The sequence below is a fragment of the Baekduia alba genome (genome assembly GCF_028416635.1).
Classification (GTDB): Bacteria; Actinomycetota; Thermoleophilia; order Solirubrobacterales; family Solirubrobacteraceae; genus Baekduia; species Baekduia alba.
This window is the reverse complement of the sequence record NZ_CP114013.1, coordinates 1,957,353-1,983,136: the sequence shown is the minus strand read 5'-3', so window position 1 is coordinate 1,983,136 and position 25,784 is coordinate 1,957,353. Positions and strand designations below refer to the sequence as shown.

The 25,784-nt window shown below is 73.8% G+C and carries 30 protein-coding genes and 3 tRNA genes; 19 read left to right on the top strand and 14 right to left on the bottom strand.

The genetic code is table 11. The features are described from left to right. Window positions 1–4 precede the first annotated feature (4 nt). Both DSM104299_RS09855 and DSM104299_RS09850 read right to left on the bottom strand, forming a co-directional pair. A complete protein-coding gene (locus tag DSM104299_RS09855) occupies window positions 5–493 on the bottom strand; it encodes a hypothetical protein (protein WP_272477126.1) in 489 nt (162 codons plus the stop codon). A gap of 107 nt (window positions 494–600) precedes the next feature. Then, window positions 601–1,407 carry a patatin-like phospholipase family protein gene (locus tag DSM104299_RS09850; RefSeq protein WP_272477125.1) on the bottom strand — a complete coding sequence of 269 codons (807 nt, stop codon included), beginning with the start codon at window positions 1,405–1,407 and terminating at the stop codon, window positions 601–603. 130 nt (window positions 1,408–1,537) lie between these two features. On the opposite strand from DSM104299_RS09850, the gene DSM104299_RS09845 reads away from it, so the two are divergent. Both DSM104299_RS09845 and DSM104299_RS09840 read left to right on the top strand, forming a co-directional pair. After that, window positions 1,538–1,906 carry a hypothetical protein gene (locus tag DSM104299_RS09845; RefSeq protein ID WP_272477124.1) on the top strand — a complete coding sequence of 123 codons (369 nt, stop codon included), beginning with the start codon at window positions 1,538–1,540 and terminating at the stop codon, window positions 1,904–1,906. A 25-nt stretch (window positions 1,907–1,931) separates the two neighbouring features. Beyond that, window positions 1,932–2,002: transfer RNA gene (locus DSM104299_RS09840), tRNA-Trp, on the top strand. Window positions 2,003–2,005: 3 nt separating this feature from the next. On the opposite strand, the gene DSM104299_RS09835 is transcribed toward DSM104299_RS09840, so the two are convergent. Continuing rightward, on the bottom strand, window positions 2,006–2,644 hold the full coding sequence (locus DSM104299_RS09835) for a response regulator transcription factor (RefSeq protein WP_272477123.1): 639 nt from the start codon (window positions 2,642–2,644) through the stop codon (window positions 2,006–2,008). A gap of 30 nt (window positions 2,645–2,674) precedes the next feature. On the opposite strand from DSM104299_RS09835, the gene DSM104299_RS09830 reads away from it, so the two are divergent. Next, window positions 2,675–3,343, top strand: coding sequence for a sensor histidine kinase (locus tag DSM104299_RS09830; protein WP_272477122.1), 669 nt, complete (start codon window positions 2,675–2,677; stop codon window positions 3,341–3,343). Here DSM104299_RS09830 and DSM104299_RS09825 read toward each other — a convergent pair. Continuing rightward, window positions 3,340–3,780, bottom strand: a complete 441-nt coding sequence (locus DSM104299_RS09825) for a DUF6636 domain-containing protein (RefSeq protein ID WP_272477121.1) — start codon at window positions 3,778–3,780, stop codon at window positions 3,340–3,342. The genes DSM104299_RS09830 and DSM104299_RS09825 overlap by 4 nt on opposite strands. Before the next feature lie 50 nt (window positions 3,781–3,830). Between DSM104299_RS09825 and DSM104299_RS09820 the strand changes: the two genes are divergently transcribed. Further along, window positions 3,831–4,319: a GNAT family N-acetyltransferase gene (locus tag DSM104299_RS09820; protein WP_272477120.1), complete on the top strand. Its 489-nt coding sequence runs from the start codon at window positions 3,831–3,833 to the stop codon at window positions 4,317–4,319. On the opposite strand, the gene DSM104299_RS09815 is transcribed toward DSM104299_RS09820, so the two are convergent. Further along, a tRNA-Leu gene (locus DSM104299_RS09815) sits at window positions 4,320–4,402 on the bottom strand. A gap of 64 nt (window positions 4,403–4,466) precedes the next feature. Here DSM104299_RS09815 and DSM104299_RS09810 point away from each other — a divergent pair. Together DSM104299_RS09810 and DSM104299_RS09805 are read left to right on the top strand one after the other, a co-directional pair. Further along, the gene (locus tag DSM104299_RS09810) at window positions 4,467–4,934 is read left to right on the top strand and encodes a hypothetical protein (protein WP_272477119.1); all 468 of its coding nucleotides are present in this window, start codon (window positions 4,467–4,469) and stop codon (window positions 4,932–4,934) included. 17 nt (window positions 4,935–4,951) lie between these two features. Next, window positions 4,952–5,034: transfer RNA gene (locus DSM104299_RS09805), tRNA-Leu, on the top strand. An 11-nt stretch (window positions 5,035–5,045) separates the two neighbouring features. Here DSM104299_RS09805 and DSM104299_RS09800 read toward each other — a convergent pair. Beyond that, complete coding sequence (locus DSM104299_RS09800) at window positions 5,046–5,948, bottom strand: phenylalanine 4-monooxygenase (protein ID WP_272477118.1); 903 nt, start codon at window positions 5,946–5,948, stop codon at window positions 5,046–5,048. Between the two features lie 102 nt (window positions 5,949–6,050). On the opposite strand from DSM104299_RS09800, the gene DSM104299_RS09795 reads away from it, so the two are divergent. Further along, complete coding sequence (locus DSM104299_RS09795) at window positions 6,051–6,524, top strand: Lrp/AsnC family transcriptional regulator (RefSeq protein ID WP_272477117.1); 474 nt, start codon at window positions 6,051–6,053, stop codon at window positions 6,522–6,524. A gap of 60 nt (window positions 6,525–6,584) precedes the next feature. Continuing rightward, window positions 6,585–6,992, top strand: coding sequence for a pyridoxamine 5'-phosphate oxidase family protein (locus DSM104299_RS09790; protein WP_272477116.1), 408 nt, complete (start codon window positions 6,585–6,587; stop codon window positions 6,990–6,992). A 10-nt stretch (window positions 6,993–7,002) separates the two neighbouring features. On the opposite strand, the gene DSM104299_RS09785 is transcribed toward DSM104299_RS09790, so the two are convergent. Beyond that, window positions 7,003–7,791, bottom strand: a complete 789-nt coding sequence (locus tag DSM104299_RS09785; RefSeq protein ID WP_272477115.1) for an inositol monophosphatase family protein — start codon at window positions 7,789–7,791, stop codon at window positions 7,003–7,005. Continuing rightward, the gene (locus DSM104299_RS09780) at window positions 7,758–9,143 is read right to left on the bottom strand and encodes an amidase (RefSeq protein WP_272477114.1); all 1,386 of its coding nucleotides are present in this window, start codon (window positions 9,141–9,143) and stop codon (window positions 7,758–7,760) included. Before DSM104299_RS09780 ends, DSM104299_RS09785 begins: the two co-directional genes overlap by 34 nt. A gap of 66 nt (window positions 9,144–9,209) precedes the next feature. On the opposite strand from DSM104299_RS09780, the gene DSM104299_RS09775 reads away from it, so the two are divergent. From DSM104299_RS09775 to DSM104299_RS09760, 4 genes are all read left to right on the top strand, one after another. Beyond that, complete coding sequence (locus tag DSM104299_RS09775) at window positions 9,210–9,890, top strand: cupredoxin domain-containing protein (RefSeq protein WP_272477113.1); 681 nt, start codon at window positions 9,210–9,212, stop codon at window positions 9,888–9,890. Between the two features lie 34 nt (window positions 9,891–9,924). Further along, complete coding sequence (locus DSM104299_RS09770) at window positions 9,925–11,916, top strand: acetoacetate--CoA ligase (protein ID WP_272477112.1); 1,992 nt, start codon at window positions 9,925–9,927, stop codon at window positions 11,914–11,916. Between the two features lie 40 nt (window positions 11,917–11,956). Next, entirely contained in the window at window positions 11,957–12,655 is a 699-nt protein-coding gene (locus DSM104299_RS09765) for a DUF4389 domain-containing protein (RefSeq protein ID WP_272477111.1), read from the top strand. 104 nt (window positions 12,656–12,759) lie between these two features. Further along, a complete protein-coding gene (locus tag DSM104299_RS09760; protein ID WP_272477110.1) occupies window positions 12,760–14,331 on the top strand; it encodes an NHL repeat-containing protein in 1,572 nt (523 codons plus the stop codon). Here DSM104299_RS09760 and soxR read toward each other — a convergent pair. The 4 genes from soxR to DSM104299_RS09740 form a co-directional block, all read right to left on the bottom strand. Further along, window positions 14,328–14,795, bottom strand: a complete 468-nt coding sequence (gene soxR / locus DSM104299_RS09755; RefSeq protein WP_272477109.1) for a redox-sensitive transcriptional activator SoxR — start codon at window positions 14,793–14,795, stop codon at window positions 14,328–14,330. The two genes, DSM104299_RS09760 and soxR, sit on opposite strands and share 4 nt — an antisense overlap. A 51-nt stretch (window positions 14,796–14,846) precedes the next feature. Then, a complete protein-coding gene (locus DSM104299_RS09750) occupies window positions 14,847–15,824 on the bottom strand; it encodes a hypothetical protein (protein ID WP_272477108.1) in 978 nt (325 codons plus the stop codon). Window positions 15,825–15,842: 18 nt separating this feature from the next. Continuing rightward, on the bottom strand, window positions 15,843–16,676 hold the full coding sequence (locus DSM104299_RS09745; protein ID WP_272477107.1) for an aldo/keto reductase: 834 nt from the start codon (window positions 16,674–16,676) through the stop codon (window positions 15,843–15,845). 86 nt (window positions 16,677–16,762) lie between these two features. Further along, window positions 16,763–17,656, bottom strand: a complete 894-nt coding sequence (locus tag DSM104299_RS09740; protein ID WP_272477106.1) for a 3-hydroxyacyl-CoA dehydrogenase family protein — start codon at window positions 17,654–17,656, stop codon at window positions 16,763–16,765. 39 nt (window positions 17,657–17,695) lie between these two features. On the opposite strand from DSM104299_RS09740, the gene DSM104299_RS09735 reads away from it, so the two are divergent. Both DSM104299_RS09735 and DSM104299_RS09730 read left to right on the top strand, forming a co-directional pair. Next, window positions 17,696–18,475 carry an enoyl-CoA hydratase/isomerase family protein gene (locus DSM104299_RS09735; protein ID WP_272477105.1) on the top strand — a complete coding sequence of 260 codons (780 nt, stop codon included), beginning with the start codon at window positions 17,696–17,698 and terminating at the stop codon, window positions 18,473–18,475. Beyond that, a complete protein-coding gene (locus tag DSM104299_RS09730; RefSeq protein ID WP_272477104.1) occupies window positions 18,465–18,890 on the top strand; it encodes an NUDIX hydrolase in 426 nt (141 codons plus the stop codon). Before DSM104299_RS09735 ends, DSM104299_RS09730 begins: the two co-directional genes overlap by 11 nt. Window positions 18,891–18,903: 13 nt before the next feature. On the opposite strand, the gene DSM104299_RS09725 is transcribed toward DSM104299_RS09730, so the two are convergent. After that, a complete protein-coding gene (locus DSM104299_RS09725) occupies window positions 18,904–19,260 on the bottom strand; it encodes a thioesterase family protein (RefSeq protein ID WP_272477103.1) in 357 nt (118 codons plus the stop codon). Window positions 19,261–19,287: 27 nt separating this feature from the next. Here DSM104299_RS09725 and cofD point away from each other — a divergent pair, with 27 nt between their 5' ends. Genes cofD through DSM104299_RS09700 form a run of 5 tightly spaced genes read left to right on the top strand, consistent with a single transcriptional unit; the run spans window position 19,288 to window position 25,240 of the window. Then, window positions 19,288–20,214 (top strand): 2-phospho-L-lactate transferase, encoded by a 927-nt coding sequence (cofD, locus tag DSM104299_RS09720; protein ID WP_272477102.1) that lies wholly within the window; start codon window positions 19,288–19,290, stop codon window positions 20,212–20,214. Further along, window positions 20,214–20,921, top strand: a complete 708-nt coding sequence (cofC, locus tag DSM104299_RS09715; protein ID WP_272477101.1) for a 2-phospho-L-lactate guanylyltransferase — start codon at window positions 20,214–20,216, stop codon at window positions 20,919–20,921. Before cofD ends, cofC begins: the two co-directional genes overlap by 1 nt. Next, window positions 20,918–21,682, top strand: coding sequence for a coenzyme F420-0:L-glutamate ligase (gene cofE / locus DSM104299_RS09710; RefSeq protein WP_272477100.1), 765 nt, complete (start codon window positions 20,918–20,920; stop codon window positions 21,680–21,682). The genes cofC and cofE overlap by 4 nt, the downstream gene beginning before the upstream one ends. Before the next feature lie 43 nt (window positions 21,683–21,725). Then, window positions 21,726–24,491, top strand: coding sequence for an ABC transporter permease (locus tag DSM104299_RS09705; RefSeq protein WP_272477099.1), 2,766 nt, complete (start codon window positions 21,726–21,728; stop codon window positions 24,489–24,491). Further along, the gene (locus DSM104299_RS09700) at window positions 24,488–25,240 is read left to right on the top strand and encodes an ABC transporter ATP-binding protein (protein WP_432419765.1); all 753 of its coding nucleotides are present in this window, start codon (window positions 24,488–24,490) and stop codon (window positions 25,238–25,240) included. Before DSM104299_RS09705 ends, DSM104299_RS09700 begins: the two co-directional genes overlap by 4 nt. A gap of 77 nt (window positions 25,241–25,317) precedes the next feature. Here DSM104299_RS09700 and greA read toward each other — a convergent pair whose 3' ends face one another. Further along, window positions 25,318–25,779 carry a transcription elongation factor GreA gene (gene greA / locus DSM104299_RS09695; RefSeq protein ID WP_272477097.1) on the bottom strand — a complete coding sequence of 154 codons (462 nt, stop codon included), beginning with the start codon at window positions 25,777–25,779 and terminating at the stop codon, window positions 25,318–25,320. Between the last annotated feature and the right edge of the window lie 5 nt (window positions 25,780–25,784).

Sequence of the window (25,784 nt, the reverse complement as noted above, 5' to 3'; positions counted from 1 at the left end):
CGAACTAGCCGCGCGCCGCGCGCCGGCGCCGATGCAGCGCCAGGCCCGAGAGCACCAACATGGCGCCGAACGCGCCGATGACGATCGGCTCGCCGCCGGTGAACGCCAGCTTCGTCGGCGCCGACCCCGTCGATCGCGACGGCAGCTCGCCGCCGCGGTTGGGGACCGTCGTGCTGCCGTGCGTCCGCGACGGCTTGGTGCCGTTCGTCGTCGTCGGCAACGCCTGGCCGGTCTCGGTCGGCGTGGTCTGCGTGCCCGTGGTCGTCGTCGGCGTGACGACGGTCTGCGTCTGGGTCGTGGTCGTCGGCGTCGTGTAACCCGACAGGGGCTGGGTCGACGGCGTCGTCCCGGTGTAGTCGCCGGTCGGGACCGTCGCGTCGGGGTCGCCGCCGGCCTGGCCGAACGCCACGACGGCGAGGCTCAGGCCACCGAGGCTCGACGTCACCAGGACCAGCAGGGCCACGACCGTGTGGCGGGACAGCACGCGCTTCATGGCAGCACTCTCAGAATCCGTTCGGGTGCGCCTCCTCGGACGCGGGCGCAACGTTAGCCCGCGCCCGACGCGCTGACAACCGGGGTGTCGACCGCCTCGACCTTCGTTCAGGCCGCGCGCCGCCGCGCGGACGCCACCGGACGCGGTCGCGCCCTCGCGCGCCGCCGGCGCCGGTTGCGGACCGGCATCAGCTGGTCGGTCCCGCGCAGCTCGCGCAGCGCGAGCGCCGTCGTCTTGCGCGCCCGCTCCATCACCTCGACGCGCCGCCCGCGCGCCATCAGGTTCAGCCCCATCCCGGCGACGTCCTCTTTGGTGGGCTGGAGCAGCAGCAGCTCGGTGCCGCCGTCGCGTAGCTTGCGCGCCTCGTGGCCGAGCCGGCGGCCGGACATCGCCCGCATCCCCGCGCCGACGCGCTCGGCCGGCGTCCCGCCCATCGCCTCGGCCAGCGACGACGTCGGGTTCAGGCAGATCACGAGGTCCAGGCCGCGGTCGGCGAGCAGGTCCAGGTTCGACAGCGAGCACACGCCGCCGTCCACGTAGCGCCGTCCGGCGATCGCGACCGGGTGGTAGAAGCCCGGGATCGCGCAGGACGCCGCGACCGCCTGGCCGACCGTCGCGCGCGGCGCGTCCTCGCGGCCGAAGACCGTGCGGCCGCCGTCGCGGTAGTCCGCGGCGACCGCCCAGTAGTTGGGGTGGTCGGGCCAGTCGCCGGCGACGAACGTGTCGACGAGGTCGGTGATCGGCTGGGTCGAGACGAACCCGCGGGGCAGCCAGCCGGCCATGACCGCGCTCGGCGCGACGTACTCGGCCGACGACGGGTCCCAGCCCGTCTCGGCAGCGAGCGCTTCCAGCGCTCCGATCAACCAGGCGGCGCCGACGACCCCTCCGGCGCCCAAGACCAACCCGACCCTCATGCCGCTGGTCTGTCCAACTCAGTGGCTGGAGAAACGCCGCTTGCGGACCGTGATGGGACACCGGTGCGTTCCCCACCAATGCACCGCGATCGACCCGGCCCGCGCGCGGACCCTGCTAGAGATGATGGCCATGGCATCCCTCCTCGTCGATGGCGAGCGCGTCGTCGTCTCCCTGACCGGCCTCGAGGCCGTGATGGGCCTCGCCCGCCAGGTGTCCGTCCCGCTCCGCGACATCACGGCGGTCAGCACCGTCGCCGACGGCCTGGGCGACGACCTCGACCTCGGCTTCCGCGTCGGCGGCGCCGGCGTCCCGCGCCGCCTGAAGTTCGGCCGCTTCCGCACGCTGCGCGGCGGCGAGCGCACGTTCGCGGCGCTCTACGCCCACCAACCGGCACTCGTGATCGAGACCTCCGGCGGCGACTGGGATCGCCTGGCGATCACCACCGAGGACCCGGAGAGCGACGCCACGCACGTCCGGGCAGCCGCCGGCCTGAGCTGACCGTCGCCTACAATGACGCCCCGCTGGGGGACTGGTGTAGTGGTAACACGACGGTCTCCAAAACCGTAACTCGAGGTTCGATTCCTCGGTCCCCCGCTTCTACAGCGCCAGCTCCCCGCGGCGCAGCGCCACGACGATCGCGTGGGCGCGGGTGCGGGTCTCGAGCTTGCCCATCGCGTTGCGGACGTGGGTGCGGATGGTCTCGGTCGACAGGACGAGGTCGGTCGCGATCTCGTCGACCGATCGGCCGTCGGCCAGCCGCTCCAGGACCTCGCGCTCGCGGACGGTGAGCAGGCGGATGCGCGGGGTCTCGCCGGGGTTCGCGGCGGCGATCAGCGCCCGAACGCCGGGGTCGACGAAGCTGCCGCCGGCGGCGACCGCCCGGACCGCGTTGAGCATCGTGCTCGCGTCGGAGGTCTTCAGCGTGAAGCCGCGCGCGCCGCTGGCCAGCGCGTCCTCGAGCACCTTCGGGTCGTCCATGCCCGTGTACAGCAGGACGCCGAGGCGGCGGTCGCGGCGCAGCAGCCGGCGCGTCAGCTCGACGCCGCTCCCGTCCGGGAGGTCGACGTCGACCAGCGCGACGTCGGGTCTGGCGGTCACGATCGCGGCATGCCCCTCCTCGGCGGTCCCAACGCGGGCGAGCACGGAGAAGCCCTCCCGCTCCAGCACGAGGCACAACCCCTCGCGCACGGTCGGGTGGTCTTCCACCACCACGATCGATCGCTGCGTTTCCGACACGCCGCCGAAAGGTAGCTAGTCGAGCACTACATGGCTCCGGATCGTGTCGACCCCGAGCGTGAGCTCGACGCCGTGGCGGCCGCGCTCGCGCATGACCTGCGCGCGCCGCTGCGCGCGATCGACGGGTTCTCGCAGATCCTGCTGGCCGACGAGCGCGGCGTCCTGCCCGACGACACCCGGCGCTACCTGGAGCTCGTGCGCGACGCCGGCAGCGAGGTCGCCGACCTGCTCGACGACCTCGTGGACATCGTGCGCGTGACGCGCGTGGCGCTCGACGTGCGCGACCTCGACCCGGGCGCGCTGGCCCGGGAGCTGATCGACGCGGTGCTCGCGCCGCGGGCCACCGTGACGTGGGTCGTCGGCGACCTGCCGCGCTGCCGTGCCGACCAGGCGCTCACGCGCCGGCTGCTGGAGGAGCTGCTCGACAACGCCGTGAAGTTCGGCGCGCGCCGGGTCGAGCTGCTGTGGGACGCCGACGCCCGCGCCTACTGCGTGCGCGACGACGGCATCGGCGTCGACGGCGACCTGCCCGCGCAGGCGCTCGCGATCTTCGGCCGCCTGCACGGCCGCGAGGAGCACCCCGGAACCGGCGCGGGACTGGCGCTCGCCTCCCGGATCGCGGCGCGCCACGGCGGCCGGCTGTGGGGCCGCGGGACGGCGGGCGCCGGCACGACCGTCTGGTTCACGCTGACCGCCTAGAACAACCGCTGGCGCGTGCGCGACAGCTCGAAGCCGTGCCCGGCCTTCGTCGTGCAGCGCAGCTCGGTCGTCCGCGAGGTGCAGGTGAACGGGCCGTAGTGCTTGGTCTTGCCGTAGGCCAGGGCCTTGGCCTTGGGGTCGCGGACCGTGTCTCCCACGCACAGCCGCCGCGCGCGGCCGGTCTGGGAGAGGCCGAACGACGAGCCGTAGTCCAAGTCACAGGACTTGGGCCGCGGCGCGGCCCGGGCGACGTCGTCGACGTCGCAGCGCAGGCCCGGCCGCTCGCCCGGCAGGTGCTGGTACATGCATGCGATGTGGCCGGACGGCGTCGTGAACGGGTCGAGGCCGGAGAGCGCGCTGGCGGCGGGCGCGCCGGCGGCGAGCGCGGCGGTGGCGGCGATGGCGGCGACGATCGGGACGAGACGGCGCGCGAGCACGGCGGCACCTTAGCCGCCGCGCCGGTCGGTCGTTCGTACGATGGGCGACCATGGAGATCCGCGACGCGACGGCGGCCGACTGGTCCGCGATCTGGCCCGTCTTCGCGGCGATCGTGCGCGAGGGCGAGACCTACGCCTACGACGTCGAGACGACCTACGACGAGGGTCGCGCGCTGTGGATGGAGCCGCCGCCCGGGCGCGTCGTCGTGGCGGTCGACGACGACGGCGCCGTGCTCGGCACCGCGAAGATGGGCGCCAACCGCGGCGGCAACGGCGCGCACGTCGCGACCGCGAGCTTCATGGTCGACACGGCGGCCCGCGGCCTTGGCGTCGGCCGGGCGCTCGGCGAGGACGCGATCGCCTGGGCCACCGCCGCCGGCTTCCGCGCGATCCAGTTCAACGCGGTCGTCGCCTCCAACACGCCCGCCGTCGCCCTCTGGCAGGCGCTCGGCTTCACGATCGTCGGCACCGTCCCGGAGGCCTTCGCGAGCCCGGCCCACGGGCTGGTCGGGCTCCACGTCATGGTGCGCAGGCTGTGATGCGGGCGGAGGGACTCGAACCCCCACGGCCAAGGGCCACGAGGACCTAAACCTCGCGCGTCTACCAATTCCGCCACGCCCGCATCCGGTGCGGCGACGGATGCGACCGTCGCGCGCGACCGCGAGGAATTGTATGGTCGGCGCGGGATGGAGGAGAACGAGGTCGTCATCGAGCACCCGAACCGGGCCAAGGCGTCGTCCAAGGCGACCAAGGCCGTGGTGCTGCTGCTGCTGCTGGTGAGCGTCGCGCTGATGCTCATCGTGACCGTCGGCGGATGGGATGCGCTGGCCGGCGCCAAGCCCGTCCAGGTCGCGTACATCCTGGTGTACTTGATCATGGCCTTCTACGTGTCGCGCTGGAACCGGGGCGTCCTCCCCGTCGCCGCGGCGCTCGCGATCCTGCTCCTGATCTTCGCCGCCGTCGCCGTCCCCGGCTGGATCGAGCGCGACGACACCGGCTTCGCCCAGCCCGCGATCGACGCCGGCGTCCTCGGCTTCGTGACCGCGCTGATCATCCCCGTCCAGGTCCTCCTCATCGCCTTCGCGATGCGCGCCTTCAACCAGGCCTGGAACGTCGAGGTCGAGCGCGCGCCCGCCCACGCCGCGGCGGCCTAAACTCCGTCCCACCTCCCGCCCGGGTGGTGGAACGGTAGACACGGAGGACTCAAAATTCTCTGCCCGCAAGGGCGTGTGGGTTCGAATCCCACCCCGGGTACTGCGCGGCGATCAGCGCGCGGGCGTCGCCCCCGTCGCGGCCGCCAGCCGGGCCGGCGTGTCGTCGTCGGCCTCGCGGAAGAAGGTGCCGACGCGGTCCTCCAACTCGTCCATCGAGGCGGCCGCGTAGAGGACCGGCTGGTACTTGGTGATGTCGTAGTCGATGCTCGCCATCTCGGCGAAGTCCAGCGGCCGGATCTCCATCTGGCGGAACTCCTCGATCTCGCCGTAGGACGACAGGATGCCGGCGCCGTAGACCTTCAGGTCGCGGCCTTCCCAGACGACGCCGAACTCCAGCGTGAACCAGAAGACGTCGGCGATCGCCTGGAGCGCCTCGGCGGTCTCGACGCGCTGGGCGGCCTCTCCCGCCGCCTGCTTCAGGCCCGCGAACCGCGGCGAGGCCAGCATGTTGCCGTGGCCGATGACCTCGTGGATGACGTCGGGCTCCGGCGTGTAGAGCGGCTCGGAGGGATGGCGGACGTACTGGGTCGAGTGGAACACGCGGTCGCCCAAGGACCCGTAGAACTCGCGCAGCTCGACCAGGCCTGGCGCCGGCCAGTAGGACCAGCCGGTGAGCGGCTGCAGGCGCGCGGTGACCTCGTCCAACTGCGGCACGCGGTCCTCCGGGAGCCCCAGCGCCGCCTTGGCCATCAGGTACTCCGCGCACGCGTACTTCTCGTGCTTGACGTGCAGCTCGCGCGAGACCGTCGCCCAGATCCCGTCCTCGGCCTCGAGGTAGGCGACCCGCGGCACCGGCGCGCCCTCCGTCCACGCCATCGCGCCCGCCGCGATCTCGTTGCGCCGTGCGCGGTAGGCCGGGTCGTGGAACCCCGGGTGATCCTCGCCGAGGTGGACCTCGACCTTGCCGTCGGCACCCTGCGTCACCGGTGAGTAGAGCTGGGCCTCTTCGAACATGGTCTTAGGAGACCACCACGGCTTCACGCTGGCAACACCGCACAGTGGAACCGGTCGTTCTGCTCAACAACGTCCAGCTCTTAGCCGTAACCTCTGTGCATCATGACCAGTGATATCGACGAGCTCGACGCCCGCCTCATCGCGCTGCTGCGCGACGAGCCGCGACTGGGCCTGATGGAGGCGTCGCGCCGCCTCGGCGTCGCGCGCGGGACCGTGCAGGCGCGCCTGGCCAAGCTCGAGGACCGCGGCGTGATCCGCGGGCACGGCCCGGAGATCGACCCCGGCAAGTTGGGGTACCACGTCCTCGCGTTCGTCTTCCTCCAGATCGCTCAGGGCCGCCTGAAGGAGGCCGTGGCCGTGCTGGCGGGCACGCCGGAGTGCCTCGAGGCGACGGCGACCAGCGGGCCCTCGGACCTGCTCTGCCGCATCGTCGCGCGCGACACCGAGCACCTCCAGGAGATCGTCAACCGCTTGTTGTCCAACAACGCCATCCGGCGCTCGACGAGCTACATCGCGCTGTCGCAGCCGATCGCCTATCGGACCGCGCCGCTCGTCGCCGAGGCCGGTCGCGCGTAGGCTCCGCTAGATTGCGCACGCAACCATCGCGCTGATCCGACCCTGGAGACCGAACCGCACATGGCCATCACCACGACCCTCGAGGGCGCCGCCCGCGCCATTGTCGCCGACAAGAACTACGCCCATCTCTCCGTGCCGCGCGAGGACGGCACGATCCTCAGCGTCGTGATCTGGGCCGGCATCGACGCCGACGGCAACATCGGCGTCAACTCCGCCGAGGGCCGCACCTGGCCGCGCCTGCTGCGCAAGGCCGGCCGCGCGACGCTGAGCTGGGCCAACGCGAGCAACCCCTATGAGTTCGTCTCGGTGACCGCCAAGCTCGTCGGCGACTCGCAGGCCGACGGCGACGCCGGCATCGACGCGCTGGCCAAGAAGTACATGGACGCCGACGTCTACCCCGGCCACACCGACGCCGAGACGCGCGTCCAGCTCACGCTCCAGCCGGAGCGCGTGACGCACCGCGTCTAGGCGAGCGCGCTCACGCCACCAGCGCGCGCAGCTCGGGCGCGATCGGCGGCGCCGCGGCGAACGCGCCCCACGGCAGCTCGCCGGCCGGCTCCAGCCGCTCGACGACCAGGCCCGCCCGGGCGCAGAGCAGCTCGCCCGCGGCGACGTCCCACAGGTTGACCCCGCGCTCGTAGTAGGCGTCCAGCCGCCCCGCCGCCGTCCATGCCAGGTCCAGCGCCGCCGAGCCGCCGCGGCGGATGTCACGCGCGGCCGGCGCGACGCGCGCGACCACCTCGGCCTGCAGCTCGCGGCGGCGGGTGTCGTAGCCGAAGCCCGTGGCGACCAGCGCGTGCGCCAGGTCGTCCGGCGGCGACGGGCTCAAGGCCATGCCATTGCAGTGCGCCGGCCCGTCGGCGGTCGCGGTGAACAGCTCGTCGCGCGTCGGGTCGTACACGGCCGCCGCGAGCCCCTCGCACGCGATGCTCACGCACCACTGCGGCAACCCGTACAAGAAGTTCACCGTGCCGTCGAGCGGGTCGACGACCCAGCGCCGGCCGGACGTCCCCGGCGTGTCGTCGCCCTCCTCGCCCATGATCGCGTCGTCGGGCGCGCGGCGGGCCAGGATGTCGCGGATCGCCGCCTCGGCCGCGAGGTCGGCCGCGCTGACGAGATCGGTCGAGGTCGACTTGGTGGCCAGCACCCGCTCGCTGCCGAAGCGCTCGAGCAGCAGCGCGCCGGCCGTGCGCGCGCACTCGACCGCGACGTCCAGGAGGTCGTCGCCGGCCATCAGGCGATCCCGCCCGGCCGGCGCCCGATCCACGGTTGCGCCGTCTCGACCTGCGCCGACAAGGAGACCAGCAACGCGTCGTCGCCGTGGCGCCCGACGAGCTGCACGCCGACCGGCAGGCCGTCGTCGTCGAGCCCCGCGGGCACCGCGGCCGCCGGCTGGCCGGTCACGTTCCAGGCCGGCATCCAGCTCAGCCGCTCGGCGCCGCGCGCGAGGTACTGCGGCGTGCCCCAGCGCCCGACGGCACCGGCGCGGTACGGACCGTTCGCGGCGCACGGCGTGACCAGCACGTCCACGTCGTCCCACAGCCGCAGCAGTTGCGCGGTCTGCACGGCCTCGGCCTGGCGCGCCCAGCGCACGAGCCCGGCGGGCAGCGCCGCCCCGATCGCGGCGACGCGCCGCGTCCGGGTCTCCAGCCGCTCGGGGTGCGGCATGGCGGCGCCGACGTCGTCGCCCACGCCGCGCAGGACGCGGACCAAGCCCGCGGGGTACAGCGACTTGGGGTAGTCGGGGTCGCGCTCGACGACCTCGTGGCCGAGCGAGCGCAGCAGCTCACCGGTCGCGTGGACGGCGCGCTTCTCCTCGTTGCCCAGGAACGGCAGCGCGCCGGGCATCGCCTTGGTCGAGACCGCGACGCGCAGCGGGCGCGGCTCGCGCGCCGCGGCGTCCGCGAAGCCGCCGCCGTCGATCGTCGCGTCCAGGAAGAGCGCCGCGTCGGCGACCCGCCGGGCCAGCGGCCCGTTGACCGACAGGCCCTGCCACGCGTCGTCGTGCGGCGCGACCGGCACGCGGTCGCGCGTGGGCTTGAGGCCGAAGAGCCCGGTCCACGCCGACGGCGTGCGGATCGAGCCCGCGCCGTCGGAGCCCAGCGCGACGCCGGCCAGGCCCGCGGCCATCGCGGCCGCGCTGCCTCCGGACGACCCGCCGGGCGTGCGGCTCAGGTCCCACGGGTTGCGCGTCGAGCCGAAGGTGGTGGTGTCGGTCGCCGGGAGCATCGTCAGCTCGGGCACGAGCGTCTTGCCGACGATCACCGCCCCGGCGGCGCGCAGCCGACGGACGGCCTCGGCGTCCTGCGCCACGGGGCCGGCGTGCGCGGCCGTGCCCCAGGCGGTGGCCTCGCCCGCGACGTCGACATCGTCCTTGATCGCGACCGGCACGCCGAGCAGCGGCCGGGAGGCGTCGCCGGCGCCGGCGCGGCCGTCGGCCTGCTGGGCCTCGACGAGCGCACGCTCGACCAAGACCACGCGGAACGCGTTCAACGTGGGGTCGAGCTGCGCGATCCGGGCGAGCGTCGCCTCCACGACCTCGCGGGACGACACCTCCTTGGCGCGGATCAGTCGGGCCTGCTCGGCGGCGCCGGCAAGGGCGAGCGTGGTGGCGTCCATGGAAGCGTGGACGCTATCGGTCCTGGACTTGAGGTCCGCGCGCCGGGCGTCGATGGATGCCGCGGCATGTCTATGTCCACAGGCAGACCGCTCGCGCTGATGGCGATCGCCGCCCTCGGCGGCGCGGCGGGCGCCGGCGTGGGCGCGGCCGGGAGCGCCGACGCCGAGGCCAAGGCCAAGGCCAAGCCCCAAGCCGCGGCGACGCGCGCGAAGGCCAGGCGCAAGGCGACCGCGCGCGTCCGGGCCGTGAAGATCGGCGCGGGTGCGGGCTGGGTGCCGGCCGAGGCGCTCGGCGCGGAGCTGGCGCCGCTCACCGGGACCGGAGCGGGCGGCGCCGCGGGCGGGGCGGCGAGCGGCGGCCCACCCACCGCGACGACCCCGACGATCACCGCGCCCACGACGACCACGCCGCTCCCGAACGTGCCGCCCACCGTCCAGGCCGTCGGCGTGACGCTCGACGACCGCGGCGGCTACAGCGCCCGCCTGTCCCGCCCCGCCGTCGCCGCCGGCGCGGTCGTGGTCCAGCTCATCAACCAGGGCGAGGACGACCACAACCTGCGCGTCGTCCCGACCGACCACGACGACGCGACCGTCGACTTCCCCCTCACCGCCGCCGGGGCCAACGCGACGCGGACGCTCACGCTCAAGCCCGGGACCTACCGCGTCTTCTGCACCCTGACCACGCCGGTCAACCACGAGGCGGCGGGCATGAACGCGACGCTGAAAGTGAGCTCAGCGGCGTCCTGAATTGGCCCCTTGGGGTGTGCAAGAGTGCGTCTCGATGCCCAGCGACGAGCCGACCGTGCTGTGGGCGCCGACCGAGGAGCGGATCGAGCAGGCGTCGATCACGCGGTTCGCCCGCTGGGTGGCGGCGACGCGCGGCGTCGACGTGACCGGCTCCTACGACGCGCTCTGGCGCTGGTCGGTCGACGACCTCGACGGCTTCTGGTCGGCGATCTGGGAGTTCTTCGCGGTGAAGGCCTCGACCCCGTACGACGCGGTGACCGGCTCGCGCGCGATGCCGGGCGCCGCGTGGTTCCCGGGCGCCCAGCTCAACTACGCCGAGCACGTCCTGGCCGGCAACGTCGACAGCGCGATCGCGCTCCAGCACGCCTCCGAGCTGCGCGAGCTGGACTGGATGACCTGGGGCGAGCTGCGCGACCTCGTCGCGCGGATCGCGACCGGCCTGAAGTTCCTGGGCGTGGAGCCGGGCGACCGCGTCGTCGCCTACATCCCCAACATCCCGGAGGCGGTCGCGGCGTTCCTGGCCTGCGCGTCGCTGGGCGCGACGTGGTCGTCGTGCTCGCCGGACTTCGGCGCGCGCTCGGTCGTCGACCGCTTCGCGCAGATCGAGCCGAAGGTGCTGATCGCCGTCGACGGCTACCGCTACGGCGGCAAGGACTTCGACCGCCGCGACGTCGTCGCCGGCCTGCGGCGGGAGATCCCGTCGCTGGAGCACGTCGTGCTGTTCGACTACCTGGGCGCGGAGGGCGAGACCGTGCTCGACGACGTCGTCGGCTGGCGCGAGCTGATCAAGCAGCAGGAGCCGCTGGACTTCGCCCAGCTCCCCTTCGACCACCCGTTGTGGGTGTTGTACTCGTCGGGAACCACGGGGCTGCCCAAGCCGATCGTGCACGGCCAGGGCGGCGTGCTGCTGGAGCACCTCAAGTTGATGCACCTGCACCTGGACGCCCAGGACGGCGACCGCGTGCTCTGGTTCACGACGACCGGCTGGATGATGTGGAACTTCCTGGTCGGCGTGCTGCTGACCCCGGCGTCGATCGTCCTCTACGACGGCAACCCCGGCACGCCATCGCTCGACCGCCTGTGGGACCTGGCGGCCGAGGCGGGCGTGACGACCTTCGGGACGAGCGCGGCGTTCATCGCCTCGTGCATGAAGGCCGGCGTCGAGCCGGGCGGCGGCGACCGCGACCTGAGCGCGCTGAAGGCGGTCGGCTCGACGGGCTCGCCCCTGGCGCCCGAGGGCTTCCAGTGGGTCTACGACCACGTCGGGGCCGATACGTGGCTGTTCTCGACCAGCGGCGGGACAGACGTCGTCAGCGCGTTCGTCGGCGGCGTCCCGACGCTGCCCGTCTACCGCGGCGAGCTCCAGGCGCGCGCGCTCGGCGCCAAGGTCGAGTCCTGGGACCCCGACGGCCACGCGCTGGTCGGCGCGGTCGGCGAGCTGGTGATCACCGAGCCGATGCCGTCGATGCCGATCTTCTTCTGGGGCGATCCGGACGGCGCGCGCCTGCGCGAGTCCTACTTCGAGCACTACCCCGGCGTCTGGCGCCACGGCGACTGGATCGAGATCACCGAGCGCGGCACGGCCATCATCTCGGGCCGCAGCGACTCCACCATCAACCGCGGCGGGATCCGGATGGGGACCGCGGAGATCTACCGCGCGGTGCTCGCCGACGACGCGATCGTCGACGCGCTGGTCGTCGACGTCCCCGGCCGCGAGGGCTTCGACGAGGGCTGGATGCCGTTGTTCGTGGTGTTGCGCGACGGCGTCACGATGAACGACGACCTGGTCGCCGCGATCAAGCGGCGCGTCCGCGAGGACTGCTCGCCGCGGCACGTGCCCAACGAGGTCGTGCAGATCGCCGAGGTCCCGCGCACGCTGAGCGGCAAGGCGCTGGAGGTGCCGGTCAAGCGCATCCTGATGGGCCAGCCGGCCGAGCAGGCGGCGTCGCGCGACTCGCTCGCCAACCCGGGCGCGCTGGACGTGTTCGTCCGCATGGCGGACGCCGGCACGTCAGCCGGCGGCTGACGCCCTTCCCTTCCGCCTGCACGCGGTTTAGGCTCGCCGCGTGACCGATCAGCCCGTCTTCGAAGCGGAGTACGTCGAGAAGCGCTCGCGCTTGACGACCTTCTTCCGCGGCATCCTCGCCATCCCGCACTTCATCGTGCTCTACGTGTGGGGGATCCTGGCGTTCTTCGCCATCGTGTTCGCGTGGTTCGCCATCGTCATCACCGGCCACTACCCGCCGGCGCTCTACTCGTTCGTCGCCGGCCTGCAGCGGTACTCGACCGCGGTGTACGGCTACGTCGCGCTGCTGACCGACGAGTACCCGCCGTTCAGCGGCGACACGGACAACTACCCGGCGCGGCTCAAGATCCCGCCGCCCAAGGCGGAGTACAACCGGCTCAAGACGCTGTTCCGCATCATCTTGGCGATCCCGGTGCTGATCATCGCCTACGCGATGCAGATCGTCTGGGAGGTCGGGGCGTTCCTGGCCTGGTTCGTGATCGTGGTCATGGGCAAGCAGCCCAAGGGCCTGCAGGACATGATCGTGCTCGGCCTGTCCTACCAGCAGCGCAGCTACGCCTACCTCACGCTGCTGACCGAGGACTGGCCGCCGTTCACCGACCCGGACGGCGGCTCCCTGGCCAGTCCGGTCGGCGGCGCCGGGCTGCCGCCCGCGCCGGCCACGACGGCCCCGCCGGCCGCCCCCGAGGCGCCCTCGGCCTCGACGGGCATCTCCGGCGGAGACCCGTTGAACGGGTAGTAACGCGCCAAGATTGGGCGGTTCGCGGGAGCTTTGGCCCGCGAACCTCCAAAGTTGGCGCAATTGGACAGGTGTTCGAGGCGGATGGTGCCGACCACCGGTGCATGCTCACCGTGGGCCCACGCCATCTCGCGCTCGTCGCCGCCTTCGCCGCGCTGCCGCTGCTCGCGCCCTCGGCCGCGCAGGCCGACCTGCTGTTGACGCGGGCGGGGACCGGCACGGCCGGTGCCGTCGGCGACGGCTCCTTCGCCGCGGCCGCGCAGCTCAACGGCCCGCGCGGCATCGCGCGGCTCGCCGACGGCTCGGTGCTCGTCGCCGACACCGGCAACAACCGCGTCCGCAAGATCGCGGTCGACGGCACCATCACCACCGTCGCCGGCAGCGGCGTGGCCGGCAGCGCGGGCGACACCGGGCCGGCGCTGCTGGCCCAGGTCAACGCGCCGCGCGACGTCGCGGTCGCGCCCGATGGGGTCACCTACTACATCGCCGACACGGCCGGCAACCGCATCCGCCGCGTCGACGCGAGCGGCACCATCACCACCTTCGCGGGGACCGGCACCGCCAACTTCAGCGGCGACGGCACCGCCGCGACGCTTGCGACGCTGAACACCCCGAGCGGTCTCGGCGTCACGGCGGGCGGCGCGGTCCTGATCGCCGACACCACCAACAACCGCATCCGCCAGGTCAGCGGCGGCACGATCGCCACCGTCGCCGGCTCCGGCGCCGCCACCTCGACCGGCGACGGCTCGCCGGCGCTGCTGGCAACGATCAACGCGCCGCAGGACGTGTCCGCGGTCGCGGGCGGCGGCTTCCTCGTCGCCGACACGGTGGCCAACAAGATCCGCCGGGTCGACGGCGCCGGGACGATCACCACCGTCGCCGGCACCGGCACCGCGTGCGCCACGGCCGGCGCGTTGTGCGGGGACTACGGCCCGGCCGGGCTGGCGCTGCTCAACGCGCCCGCGTCCGTCACGGCCGATGCGTCGGGCAGCGGCTTCCTGATCGCCGACACCGGCTCCAACCGGGTCCGGCGCGTGAGCGCGAGCGGGACGATCACGACGCTGGCCGGCTCCGGCGCGGCGTGCGCGACCCCGACGCTGCTGTGCGGCGACGCGGGTCCCGCGAGCCTGGCGGCGCTCAACGCGCCGCGCGCGGCGATCGACCTCCCGGACGGCTCCCTGCTCTTCGCCGACTCGGCGACCAACCGCCTGCGGGCGCGGATCCCGGACGCGGCCGGCCCCGCGGGTCCGGCCGGCGCGACCGGGCTGCCGGGCGCGAACGGGCTCGCCGGCGCCGACGGCGCTGACGGCGCCGCGGGTTCTTCCGGTTCCACGGGTCCGGGCGGTCCTGGTGGTCCGGCCGGCACGCCGGGCGCCGACGGGCGCGTCCTCGTCCCCGCGGTCACCGCGTCGTTCGCGGCCACCAAGCTGACCGGCCGCACGGCCCGGGCCACGGTCCTGCGGATCGTGCTGACGGCGCCGGCGGTCGTGAGCGTCCGGGTCAAGTGCGGGACCAAGACGGTCGCGACGCGCAAGCTCACGTTCCGCACGCCGGGACGCAAGCAGATCCCGCTCGGCAAGCTCAAGGCCGCGACGTACGCGGTGACGCTGACGGCGACGGACGGCGCGTCGCAGTCGGTCGACCGCGCAGCGCTTCGGATCATCCCGGGGCGCTAGCCCACCAAACTCGCGGCGCGCGCCGGCTGGTCCCCGACCCAGTAGCGCGGGCCGGGGCCGAAGCGGCTGGCGCGATCGTCGGGGTTGGAGAGCATGCAGCGGTCCAGCGAGAGGCAGCCGCAGCCGATGCACTCGGTCAGCCCGGCCTTGAGCCGCTCCAGCTCGGCGATCCGCTCGTCGATCCGGTCCGACCAGCCCGACGAGAGCCGCGACCAGTCGTTGCGCGTCGGCGCCCGGTCCGGCGGCAGCTTGGCGAGCTCCTGGCCGATCTCGTCGAGCGTCAGCCCGAACTTCTGGGCGAACACGATGAACGCGATCCGCCGCAGCACCGGCCGCGGGTAGCGCCGCTGCCCACCTCCGGCCCGCTCGGACTCGATCAGCCCACGCTCCTCGTAGAACCGGAGCGCGGAGGCGGCGACACCGGACCGCTTCGCGACTTCGCCGATGGGCAGGAGCGTGGACATGGTCTTGAAGCTTACTTGAGCTTGAGGAGGCGGCGGAGCTGCCGCGCCCCGTCAGCGCAGCGGCAGCGGTGGTGGCGTCGGTGCGTCGACGTCGGGTGGTGGTGGCGCCGGTGTGGTCGGGCGGAGGCCGATGACGAGGAGGGCCGTGGCCGCGAGGGCCAGCGCGATCGGCCAGCCGACGAGGGTCGCGCCTGCGGCCGACACGCCGAGGGACGTGATGATCGCGAAGAAGATGAGGTTGAGCACGCCGAGGTAGGCCGGACCCGGTTGGCGGTCGACCGAGCTGTAGGCGATCAGGCCGAAGCCGGCGGCGACCGTCAGGAGCTCCCAGCCCCAGGCCACGCCGGTGACGTGGTCGGCGCTGCCGAAGTCGATGAACAGCGGGAACAAGATGAACGAGCCGGAGATCGCGAGGACCGACAGCCCGGCGGCGTCGATCAGCGCCACGCCGTGCCGCAGGCGCCGGTCGCGCTGGCCGATCGCCGCGAAGCCGTAGACGACCATCAACGCCAGCAGCACCCAGCGGTCGGTCCCGAAGCCGTCCGGGTCCCAGATCCACTGCACGGCGGCCAGGACGGCGCCGCCGGCGGCCAGCGCGCCGATCAGCGTGCACACCGCGCTGTTGCGCCGCGTCGCGAAGGCCAACGCGAAGACGGCGATCGCCGTGAGTCCCCACGTCGCGGTCCCGGCGGCGGTCGCGTGCCCGCCCGCCACGTCGGCGAGCGACACCACCACCTTGATCCAGAGCGCCACGCTCGCGACGTACAGCACCGACTGGTAGGCGCGCGGCGCGTCGCCCTCGATGGGCGCCTGCACGGCCAGCAGCAGCACGAACGCCAGCGCCGCCAGCCCGTAAGCCAGGTGCACGCCGTCGCTCCACGCGTCGTCGAAGCGCGTCGCGACCACCCACACCAGCGTCGTCAGCACGACGACGCCCGCGGCGATCACGTCACCGCGGAACGGCTTCGGGCGCAGGGCGTCCAGCAGCGAGGAGGGCGCGGCCACGCCGCGCCCTTCGCCAGCGGTCACCGCGATCCTGCCCCGGCGCTAGCTGACGCCGTCCGGATCCGGGCCGATCCGCTCGCCGCGGTCGAGGGCCTGGATCGTCGCCATGTCGTCGTCGGTCAGCGTGAAGCCGAAGACGTCGAAGTTCTGCTCGATCCGCTCCTGCGTCACCGACTTCGGGATGACGACGTTGCCCAGCTGCAGGTGCCAGCGGATCACGACCTGGCCGGTCGTCACGCCGTGGCGCTCGGCGATCTCGACGATCGCCGGGTCGTCCAGCACCGCGCCCTGGGCCAGCGGCGACCATGCCTCGGTCACGATCCCGTGCTCGGCGTGCTCGCGCCGCAGCCCCTCCTGCTGGAGGTAGGGGTGCAGCTCGATCTGGTTGACGACGGGCACCACGCCGGTCTCGGCGATGATCCGCTCCAGGTGCGGCTGCTTGAAGTTCGAGACGCCGATCGAGCGCGTCAGGCCGTCCTGCTGGAGCTCGACGAGCGCCTTCCACGTCTCGACGTACTTGTCGTTGGCCGGCGCCGGCCAGTGGATCAGGTACAGGTCGACGTGCGGCATCTCCAGCCGGTCCAGCGACGCGCGCAGCGCGCGCTTGGCCGAGTCGTGACCCTGGTCGTCGTTCCAGAGCTTGGTCGTGACGTAGACGTCCTCGCGCTGGAGCCCGGCGGCGTGGATCGCCTGCCCGACGCCGGCCTCGTTGCGGTAGACCTTGGCGGTGTCGATGTGCCGGTAGCCGGCCAGCAGCGCGCGCGTGGTGACGTCGGCGGTGTCCTCCTGCGGGACCTGGAAGACGCCGAAGCCGAGTTGAGGGATCTGCGCGCCGTCGTTGAGCGTGACGGCGGGAACATGCGAAGAGGAAGTCACGGTCATGCCTCCTGCCGTGCCCGACCGGTGGCGTCGCAAACGCGGACGCTCCCGGCAGATCCCCCAGCCGGCGGTGTCAGACGCCGCTAACGCGCCAACCCGGGGTTCTCGACCGGCTCGTCGCCCGAGTAGTCGTAGAACCCGATGCCGGCCTTGCGGCCGTACCAGCCGGCCGACAGCATCTTGCGCAGGATCGGCGGCTGCGCGAAGCGGCGCTCGCGGAACTCGTCGAAGAGCACGTCGCAGATCGCGCCGGTGGTGTCGTTGCCGACGAGGTCGGCGAGCGTCAGCGGGCCCATCGGATGGCCGGCGCCGGCCTTCATCGCGGCGTCGATCTCGCTGATCGACCCCACGCCCTCCTCGTAGGCGCGCATCGCGTCCAGCATGTAGGGGACGAGCAGGCGGTTGACGATGAACCCGGCCTTGTCCTTGGTCGGGATCGCGATCTTGCCCTGCAGCGACTCCGCGAAGCCCAGGACGGCGGCGAACGTCGCGTCGGTCGTCGTGACGCCGCGGACGACCTCGACGAGCTTCATGATCTGCGCCGGGTTGAAGAAGTGCAGGCCGGCGAACTGCGTGGGCCGCGACGTCGAGGCGGCCTGGTCGATGACGGCCAGCGACGACGTGTTGGTCGCGAAGAGCGCGTCGGGCTTGACGATCGCGTCGAGCGCCTTCCACAGCTCCAGCTTGAGCGCCAGGTTCTCGGTGATCGCCTCGATGACGAGGTCGCTGTCGGCCAGGTCGGCGTAGTCGGTGGTGCCGGTCAGGCGCCCGAGGATCGCGTCGGCGGCGTCCTGCGTCGACTTGCCCTTCTCGACAGCGCGGGCGAGCTGCTTCTGGATCTTGCCCAGGCCCTTCTGAAGGGTCGCGTCGTCCACCTCGCGGACGACGACCTCGTAGCCGGCGGTCGCGACGACCTGTGCGATCCCGTGACCCATGAGCCCGCACCCGACGATTCCAACCTTCTTGATCTCGGCCATGGCGCGGCACCCTAATGAACCGCTCCGTACAGTGCGGGCATGTCGATCGTGGAGACCGAGGACCGTGGCGCGGTCCGCCATGTGGTGCTGAACCGGCCCCAGAAGCGCAACGCGTTCAACGACGAGCTGGTGCTGGGGCTGCGCGAGGCCCTGCACGCCGCCGCCGACGACGACGCCGTGCAGTGCGTGGTCGTCCGGGGCGCCGGCCCGATGTTCTCGTCCGGCATGGACGTCGGCTTCCTCGGCGCGCTCTCAGGCCAGCCGGAGCGGCTGCGCGCCTCGCGCCGGCCGATCCTCGAGACCTGGAACCTGCTCGAGGAGATGCCGAAGCCGACGATCGCCCAGATCCACGGCGCGTGCCTCGGCGGGGCGATGGAGCTGGCGCTCGCGGCCGACCTGCGGGTCATGGCGAGCGACGCCGTGATCGGGCTGGTCGAGACGCGCGTCGGCCTGGTCCCGGACGTCGGCGGGTCGTCGCGGCTGCCGAGCGTCGTCGGGCTCGGCCGGGCCAAGGAGATGATCATGGCCTCGAAGATCATCGACGGCACCGAGGCCGAGCGGATCGGCCTGGTCAACCGGGTCGCGCCGGCCGACGAGCTGGACGCGGCCACCGACCAGCTCGTCACCGAGCTGCTCGCGTGCGCGCCGCGCGCCGTGGCGTACGCCAAGCGCATCCTCGACACGGTCGCCAAGCCGAACCTGTCGGCGACGCTGGAGCTCGAGGTCGCCGCCCAGGAGCTGTGCGCGCGCTCCGAGGACTTCGCCGAGGGCACGCGGGCGTTCGCCGAGAAGCGCCAGCCGGAGTTCAGTGGGCGCTGAGCCCGACGCCGATCCGTTGCGGGTCGTCGCCTGCGCGGTGGTGGGCGACGACGGCCGGCTGCTGGTGGTCGCCAAGCACGCGGCGCCGGAGGTCCACTACCTCCCGGGCGGCAAGCCGGACGCGGGCGAGACCGAGTTGGAGGCCTTGATCCGGGAGGTCGACGAGGAGCTGGGCGTCGCCGTCGTCGATCCGGTGCGCTTCACCGACGTCTTCGCCGAGGCGACGCTGGAACGCGTGCCGATGCACCTCGTCGTCTACACGGCGTCGCTGGACGGCACGCCGGCGCCGGCGGCCGAGATCGCATCGATGCGCTGGTGGCCGGCCGACGACGGCAGCATCGGCCTCGCGCCGCCGATCGAGCACATGGTGGTGCCGCGGCTGCGCGCGGCGGGCGCGCTGCCGCCGGCGGCGTGACGACCGCCCGCGCCTACTCGACGGCGCCGACGACGCGCCGCTCGTGCGTCCCGACGCCGATCGTCCGTTCGCCGTCGACCACCTCGACGTCGAAGCGCAGCTTGCGGTCCTCGACGATCTCCTTCAACACGGCCCGCGCGACGCAGTGCGCACCCTCGACCGCGCCGGCCACGTGCTTGACGCAGACCTCGAAGCCGACGGTCGTCGTCCCGGGCGCGATGTGGGACGTCGCGAGCGTCGTCGCCGCGTGCTCCATCATCCCGATCATGCCCGGCGTGGACAGCACGCGATGGGGCAATGAGCCGCGCACGTCGGTGAGCAGAAGCCCCTCCGCGACGAACGCGTGCTCGTGGATCTCGGTGGTGCTCACCGGCGGCACGTTATCGTCACCCGCCGCATGGACTTCGACTCCCGTTCTCCGGTGGTCGTGCTGGCCGGCGGCACCGGTGGCGCGAAGCTCGCGCGCGGGATGGCCGACGTGGCCGGCGACGACCTCGTCGTGATCGCCAACACCGGCGACGACGTCGAGATGTACGGCGCCTACGTCGCGCCCGACCCCGATCTCGTGACGTTCTGGCTCGCCGACCGCATCGACGAGCGCGGCTGGGGCCTGGCCGGCGACACGTTCCACGTCATGGACGGCCTGCGCGAGCTCGGCGTCGACATCTGGTTCAACCTCGGCGACCGCGACCTCGCCTACGGCGTCCGCCGCGCCGAGCTGCTGGCCGGCGGCACGCGCCTCACGGACGCGATCGCCGAGCTGGTCGCGGCCCTCGGCGTCGCGGCGACCGTCCTCCCCATGGCCGACGAGCCGGTCCGCACGAGCGTCCTCTCCGAGGACCGCTGGATCCCGTTCCAGGAGTTCATGGTCCGCGAGCGCGCCGCGCCGCCGATCGCCGACGTGCGCTACGACGGCGCCGCCGACGCGAGCGTGACGCCGGAGGCCGCGAGCGCCCTGGCCAACGCGCGGGCGATCATCGTGGGACCCTCCAACCCGGTGATCTCGATCGGCCCCATCCTCGCCGTGCCCGGCATGGCCGAGGCCCTGCGCGACGCGCCGGCGCCCGTCGTCGGCGTCTCGCCCATCGTCGGCGGCCAGGTCGTCAAGGGCCCGACCGAGCCGTTCCTGCAGTGGGCGGGCGTGTCGTTGGACGCGTCCGGCATCGCGAGCTTCTACGGCGACCTCCTCGACGGCCTCGTCGCCGACGAGCCGCTCGACGCGCTGGCGATCCCGACGCTGCGCGCCGACACGCTGCTCGGCGACCCCGACGCCCGCCGGCGCGTGGCGACCGAGGTCCTGGCCTTCGCGGAGGGCCTGCGCTGATGGCGCCGGCCCCGCGCCGCCGCGGCCACCACACGGTCGCCATCCTGCCCGTCAAGCGCTTCGGCGCCGCCAAGCAGCGGCTGGACAACGACCTCTCCGACGGCACGCGCCGCGCCCTGGCCGAGGCGATGGTCACCGACGTCCTGATCGCGCTGCGCCGGTCCAAGCGCGTCGACGAGGTGCTCGTCGTCAGCGGCGAGACGATGGCCGTCGCGCTCGCCGCGGGCTACGACGCGGCCGCGGTCGTCGACGACCCCGAGGACGCCGGCCACAGCTCCGCGGCCGTGCGCGGCGTGGACGCCGCGATCGAGCGCGGCGCGACCCGCGTCCTGCTCGTCCCCGGCGACTGCCCGGCCCTGGACCCGGCCGAGGTCGACGCGCTCCTGGCCGACGCCGACGGCGTCGAGACCCCGGACGTCGTCGTCGTGCCCGACCGCCACGGCACCGGGACCAACGCGCTGCTGCTGACCCCGCCCGACGCGATCCAGCCCGCCTTCGGCCCCGGCTCGCGCGAGCGCCACGAGCGGCTCGCGCGCGAGGCCGGCGCGACGGTCGCGGCGATCGACGTCCCGACGCTCGGCCTCGACGTCGACACGGTCGAGGACCTCGCGGCGCTTCGCACGGCGCTGGAGGACGTGCGCGGCGGCGCGTCGCACACGCGGGGGCTGCTCGCGCGGTTCAGCCGCGTGGGCGGCGGCGCCGGATGACCCTGGTCACCGCGCGGGCCCTCGCGGGCCTGCCGGAGGTGCGCGCGGGCGACGACCTCGCGGCGCTGATCGCCGGCGCCCACGGCGCCGGCGGGTTCGCGCCCGGAGCTGTGCTGGTGGTCGCCCACAAGGTGGTGTCCAAGGCCGAGGGCCGCGTGGTCGCGCTGCGCGACGTCGTGCCCGGCGAGCGCGCCCTGACGCTCGCGGCGCAGCTCGGCAAGGACCCGCGCCAGGTCGAGGTCATCCTGCGCGAGAGCGCCGAGGTGGTGCGCGCCGAGCACGGCGTCCTGATCTCCCGCACCCACCACGGCTTCGTGTGCGCCAACGCGGGCGTGGACGCGTCCAACGCGGCCGCCGCCGACGAGCTGATCCTCTTGCCCGTCGACCCGGACGCCAGCGCGCGGGCCCTGCGCGGCGCCCTGGGGCGGCTGGGCGCCGGGTCCCCCGCGGTGTTGATCGCCGACTCCTTCGGCCGCGCCTGGCGCCACGGCCAGTGCGACGTCGCGGTCGGGATCGCCGGCCTGGCGCCGCTCGAGGACTGGCGCGGCCGGACCGACGCGCACGGCCGCGCGCTGCGGGCCACGTGGATCGCGATCGCCGACCAGGCAGCCGCGGCCGCCGATCTGGCCCGCGGAGGCAAGGACGCGGGCGAGCCCGCGGTGGTCGTCACGGGCCTGGAGCGCCACGTGCTGCCGGCCGGCGACGACGGCCCGGGGGTCCAGGCGCTCGTCCGTGGTCGCGAAGAGGACCTGTTCGGTTAGCCGACCTTTGCGTTGCGTCGGGGCGCCGTGACAAGGTGGTCGGGTGCTGCGCCTCATCGCCGCCGAGCTGCGTCACCGCCGCGGCCGCGCCCTGGCGCTGCTGGCGGGGATCGCGGTGGCGACCGCGTCGTTCACGGTCCTGACGGGCGCGTCGGAGTCCTCGCGGCTCGAGGTCCGCGGCGACGTCGCCCAGCACTTCCGGACCGCCTACGACGTGCTCGTCCGGCCGCGCGGCGCGGTCCAGCCGCTGGAGCGCGACGAGGGCCTCGTCCAGCAGGCGTTCGCGTCCGGCACCTTCGGCGGGATCACGATGGACCAGTACCACGAGATCCGGCGCACGCCGGGCGTGGACGTGGCGGCGCCGCTGGCGGTGTTCGGGTACGTGCTGCCGACGGCGACGATCCCGGTCCGGCTGGGCGACCAGCTGTCGCCGGGCCCCCGCAGCGCGTTCCGGGTGCGCACGACGTGGCGCGCCGACCGCGGCCGCGTGACCGTCCGGGAGCCCGACTCCTACGTGTACGTCACGCGCCGGCCGACCCGCCCCGACACGGGCCACATCATCGGGTCGCCGACGATCGTGCAGGCCGACGAGGACCTCGGCGCCCGCGGCTACGTCCCGATCTGCCCGATCGCCAGCGCCCCGGCCTCGCCGTTCTCGCGCGCCGCGCGGTCCTATCTGCACTGCTGGTCGACGCGCAGCGGCCGCAACGGGCTCGCGCCGTACGGCCTGGCGGGGACCGCTCCCGAGGACCTCGGCGCCGCCGTGCAGTACCCGTTCCCGCTGCTGGTCGCCGGCATCGACCCCGCGGCCGAGGCCAAGCTGTCTGGCCTGGACCACACCGTCGTGACGGGCCGCTACCTGCGCGATGGCGACACGGCGCGCGTCGGCGAGCACCGCCAGGTCGTGCCGATGTTGATGGCCACCGCGACGAACCTCGACCTGTCGGCCCGGGCCGACGCCCGGCGCCTGCCCACCAGCGCGGCCGACGCGGTGTTCGCCGCGCGCGACGACCGCGGCGCGGTCAAGCGCACGCTCGCCGGCGCGCGGCCGGGGCCGGTGCTCGCCCGCGAAACGGTCGGCGCGCGCGACGCCTACGCCACGCTGATCGCCCAGCTCCGCCAGCCGATGGGCCTGGACGCGACGTGGACGAGCGGCCAGCCGCGCTACACGCAGCTCGGCCCGCGCCACCTCGTCGCGCAGCCGATCCGCAGCGACCCCTACATCTGGGGCTCGGCCCTCGAGGTCACGGGCAACACGGCGGGGTTCGTCACCGTCCCGGCCACCGCGCACGGCACCGGCTTCCGGCGGCTGGACGAGAACACCGGCACGTTCGCCTACAACTACCCGCTGCCGGAGATCCAGGCGGTCGGCACATTCGACCCGCGCCGGCTCACCGGCTTCGGCGACCCGGACGTCATGCCGCTCGATCCCCTGCAGCGCTCGGTGGCGACCGTCGCGGACGCCGCGAGCCGCCGCGCGCTGGGGTCCGGGACCCTGCAGCCGGACGGGAACATGGCCGGCTACCTGACGCAGGCGCCGACGGTGCTGACGACGCTCGCCGCGCGCTCGATGTTCCTGCAACCTCGCGTGTTCGGGCGGAGCGTCGAGCGCCAGCAGGCACAGCCGATCAGCGTCGTGCGCGTGCGGGTCCGCGGTGTGCACGGCCCGGACAAGGCCTCGCGGGAGCGGATCCGGCTGGTGGCCGAGCGCATCGCGGCGCACACCGGGCTGCAGGTCGACGTGACGGCGGGCGCCTCGGAGACGCCGGTGCGGGTCGACGTCCCGGCCTCCGGCTTCGGCCGGCCGGCCGTGGCGCTGCGCGAGGGCTGGGTCAAGAAGGGCGTGGCGACGGCGATCCTCAGCGCGGTCGACCGCAAGTCCTTGGTGCTGTTCTTCCTGGTGTTGCTCGTGTGCGCGCTGTTCTGCGTGAACGCGACGAGCGCCGCCGTGCGGTCACGTTCGGTCGAGTTGGGGGTCTTGGCGTGCGTGGGCTGGCCGCGGCGACAGCTGTTCTCGTACCTCTTGATCGAAGTGGGCGTCGTCGGCCTGGCCGCGGGGCTGGTCGGGTTGCTGGTGGCCTTGCCGGCCGGCGCGGCGCTGGGGCTGCCGGTGGGCGGCCTGCGGGCGTTCGTCGCCGTGCCGGCGGCGACGGTGCTGGCGCTGGCCGCGGGCGCGGTGCCGGCGGCGCGCGCGGCGCGCAGCGATCCGCTGGAGGCCGTGCGCCCCGCGGTGCGCCCGACGGGCTCGGCGCGGCCGATCCGGTCGGTCCGCGGCCTCGCGATCCGCAACCTGCTGCGCGTGCCGGGCCGGACGGCGCTCGGCGTCGTGTCGCTCGGCGTCGGCGTCTTCGCGCTGACCGCGCTGCTGGCCGTGACGGCGGCGTTCCGCGGCGCGGTGGTCGGGACGGTGCTCGGCGATGCGATCGCGGTGCAGGTCCGGACGGCCGACTACCTGGCGGTCGGCGCGACGCTCGTGCTCGGCGGCCTGGCCGTCGCCGACGTCCTGTACTTGAACCTGCGCGACCGCTCGGCGGAGATCGCGACGCTGCGCGCGACCGGCTGGCGCGAGGGCCAGCTCACGCGGCTGGTGGCGTTGGAGGGACTGGGCCTGGGCGTCGTGGGCGGCGTCCTCGGCGCCGGGATCGGCCTGGCCGCGGCGGTCGCGTTCACCGGCGAGCTGACCACCGCGATGCCGCTGGTGGCCGGTGGCGCCGCGCTGCTTGGCATCCTGATCGCGGTCGGCGCGTCGCTCCCACCGGCCGCCGCCCTGCGAAGACTGCCCACCGCGACCCTGCTGGCCGAGGAATGACGAGCACAACGACAACGGTGGGATCGACCGTCCGCGTCGAGGACGTCGTCAAGCGCTACACCTTGGACGAGGGCGTCGAGCTCGTCGCGGCCGATCGGGTGTCGCTGACCGTCGAGCCGGGCGCGGCGGTCGCGCTGACCGGCCCGTCGGGGTCGGGCAAGTCCACGCTGCTGCACCTCGTCGGCGGGGTCGACCGCGCCGACGCGGGCGCGATCTTCGTCGACGACCGCGAGGTCACGGCGCTGGACGGCGACGCGCTGGCCGCCCATCGCCGCCACGTCGGCTTCGTCTTCCAGCGGTTCAACCTGCTCGGCGCGCTGACCGCGCGCGACAACGTGCTCGCGCCGGTCGTCCCGTTCAAGGTCGGCTTCGACAAGGCCGCGCGGGCGGCCGAGCTGCTCGCCGCGGTCGGGTTGGCGGGCCGCGAGCGCTCGCTGCCGTCGCGGATGTCCGGCGGCCAGCAGCAGCGCGTGGCGATCGCCCGGGCGCTGGTCTGGAGCCCGGGCCTGCTGCTCGCCGACGAGCCGACGGGCAACCTGGACTCGCGCACCGGCGCGGCGATCCTCGACCTGCTGCTGTCCCTGCGGGCCGAACGCGGGACGACGATCCTGCTGGCGACGCACGATCCCGTGGTCGCATCCCGCTGCGATCGCCTCGTGCGCCTCCAGGACGGCCACGTGACCGACGACGTGGACCTCCGCGCCGGCGACGTCGACGTCGCAGCGCTGCTGGCCGGAGGCGGCGCTTGATGCGCCGGCGCCGCCTCTTCGCCCTCGAACGCTCCCGCCCCGGCCACCCCCGTCAACCGAGGGCGACGCGGGCTCGCTCAGCCCAGCGAATCGACCTTGAACTGGCGGGTGCCGGACGGGGTCGAGACCGCGACGGTGTCGCCCGGCGCCGCCCCGATGAGGGCCTTGGCCACCGGTGACTCGGCCGACAGGCGTCCGGTCTTCAGGTCGGCCTCGGTCGCGCCGACGATCGTGTAGGACGATGAGCGGCCGGAGGACACTTCGGTCACGTTGACGGTGGCGCCGAAGGTGACGACCGTCGCGTCCGCGTCGGACTCGACGACGGTCGCGTTGCGCAGGCGCTCGGTCAGGCGGGCGATCTTCGTCTCGAGGTGCGCCTGGTCCTCCTTGGCGGCGTGGTACTCCGCGTTCTCGGACAGGTCGCCGAGCTCGCGAGCGACGAGGATCCGCTGCGCGATCGTGCGCCGGCCCTCCCCCTCGAGCTCCTCGAGCTCGCTCTTGAGCTGTGCCAATCCTTCGCGGGTGATCGCTTCGGCCATCCGGA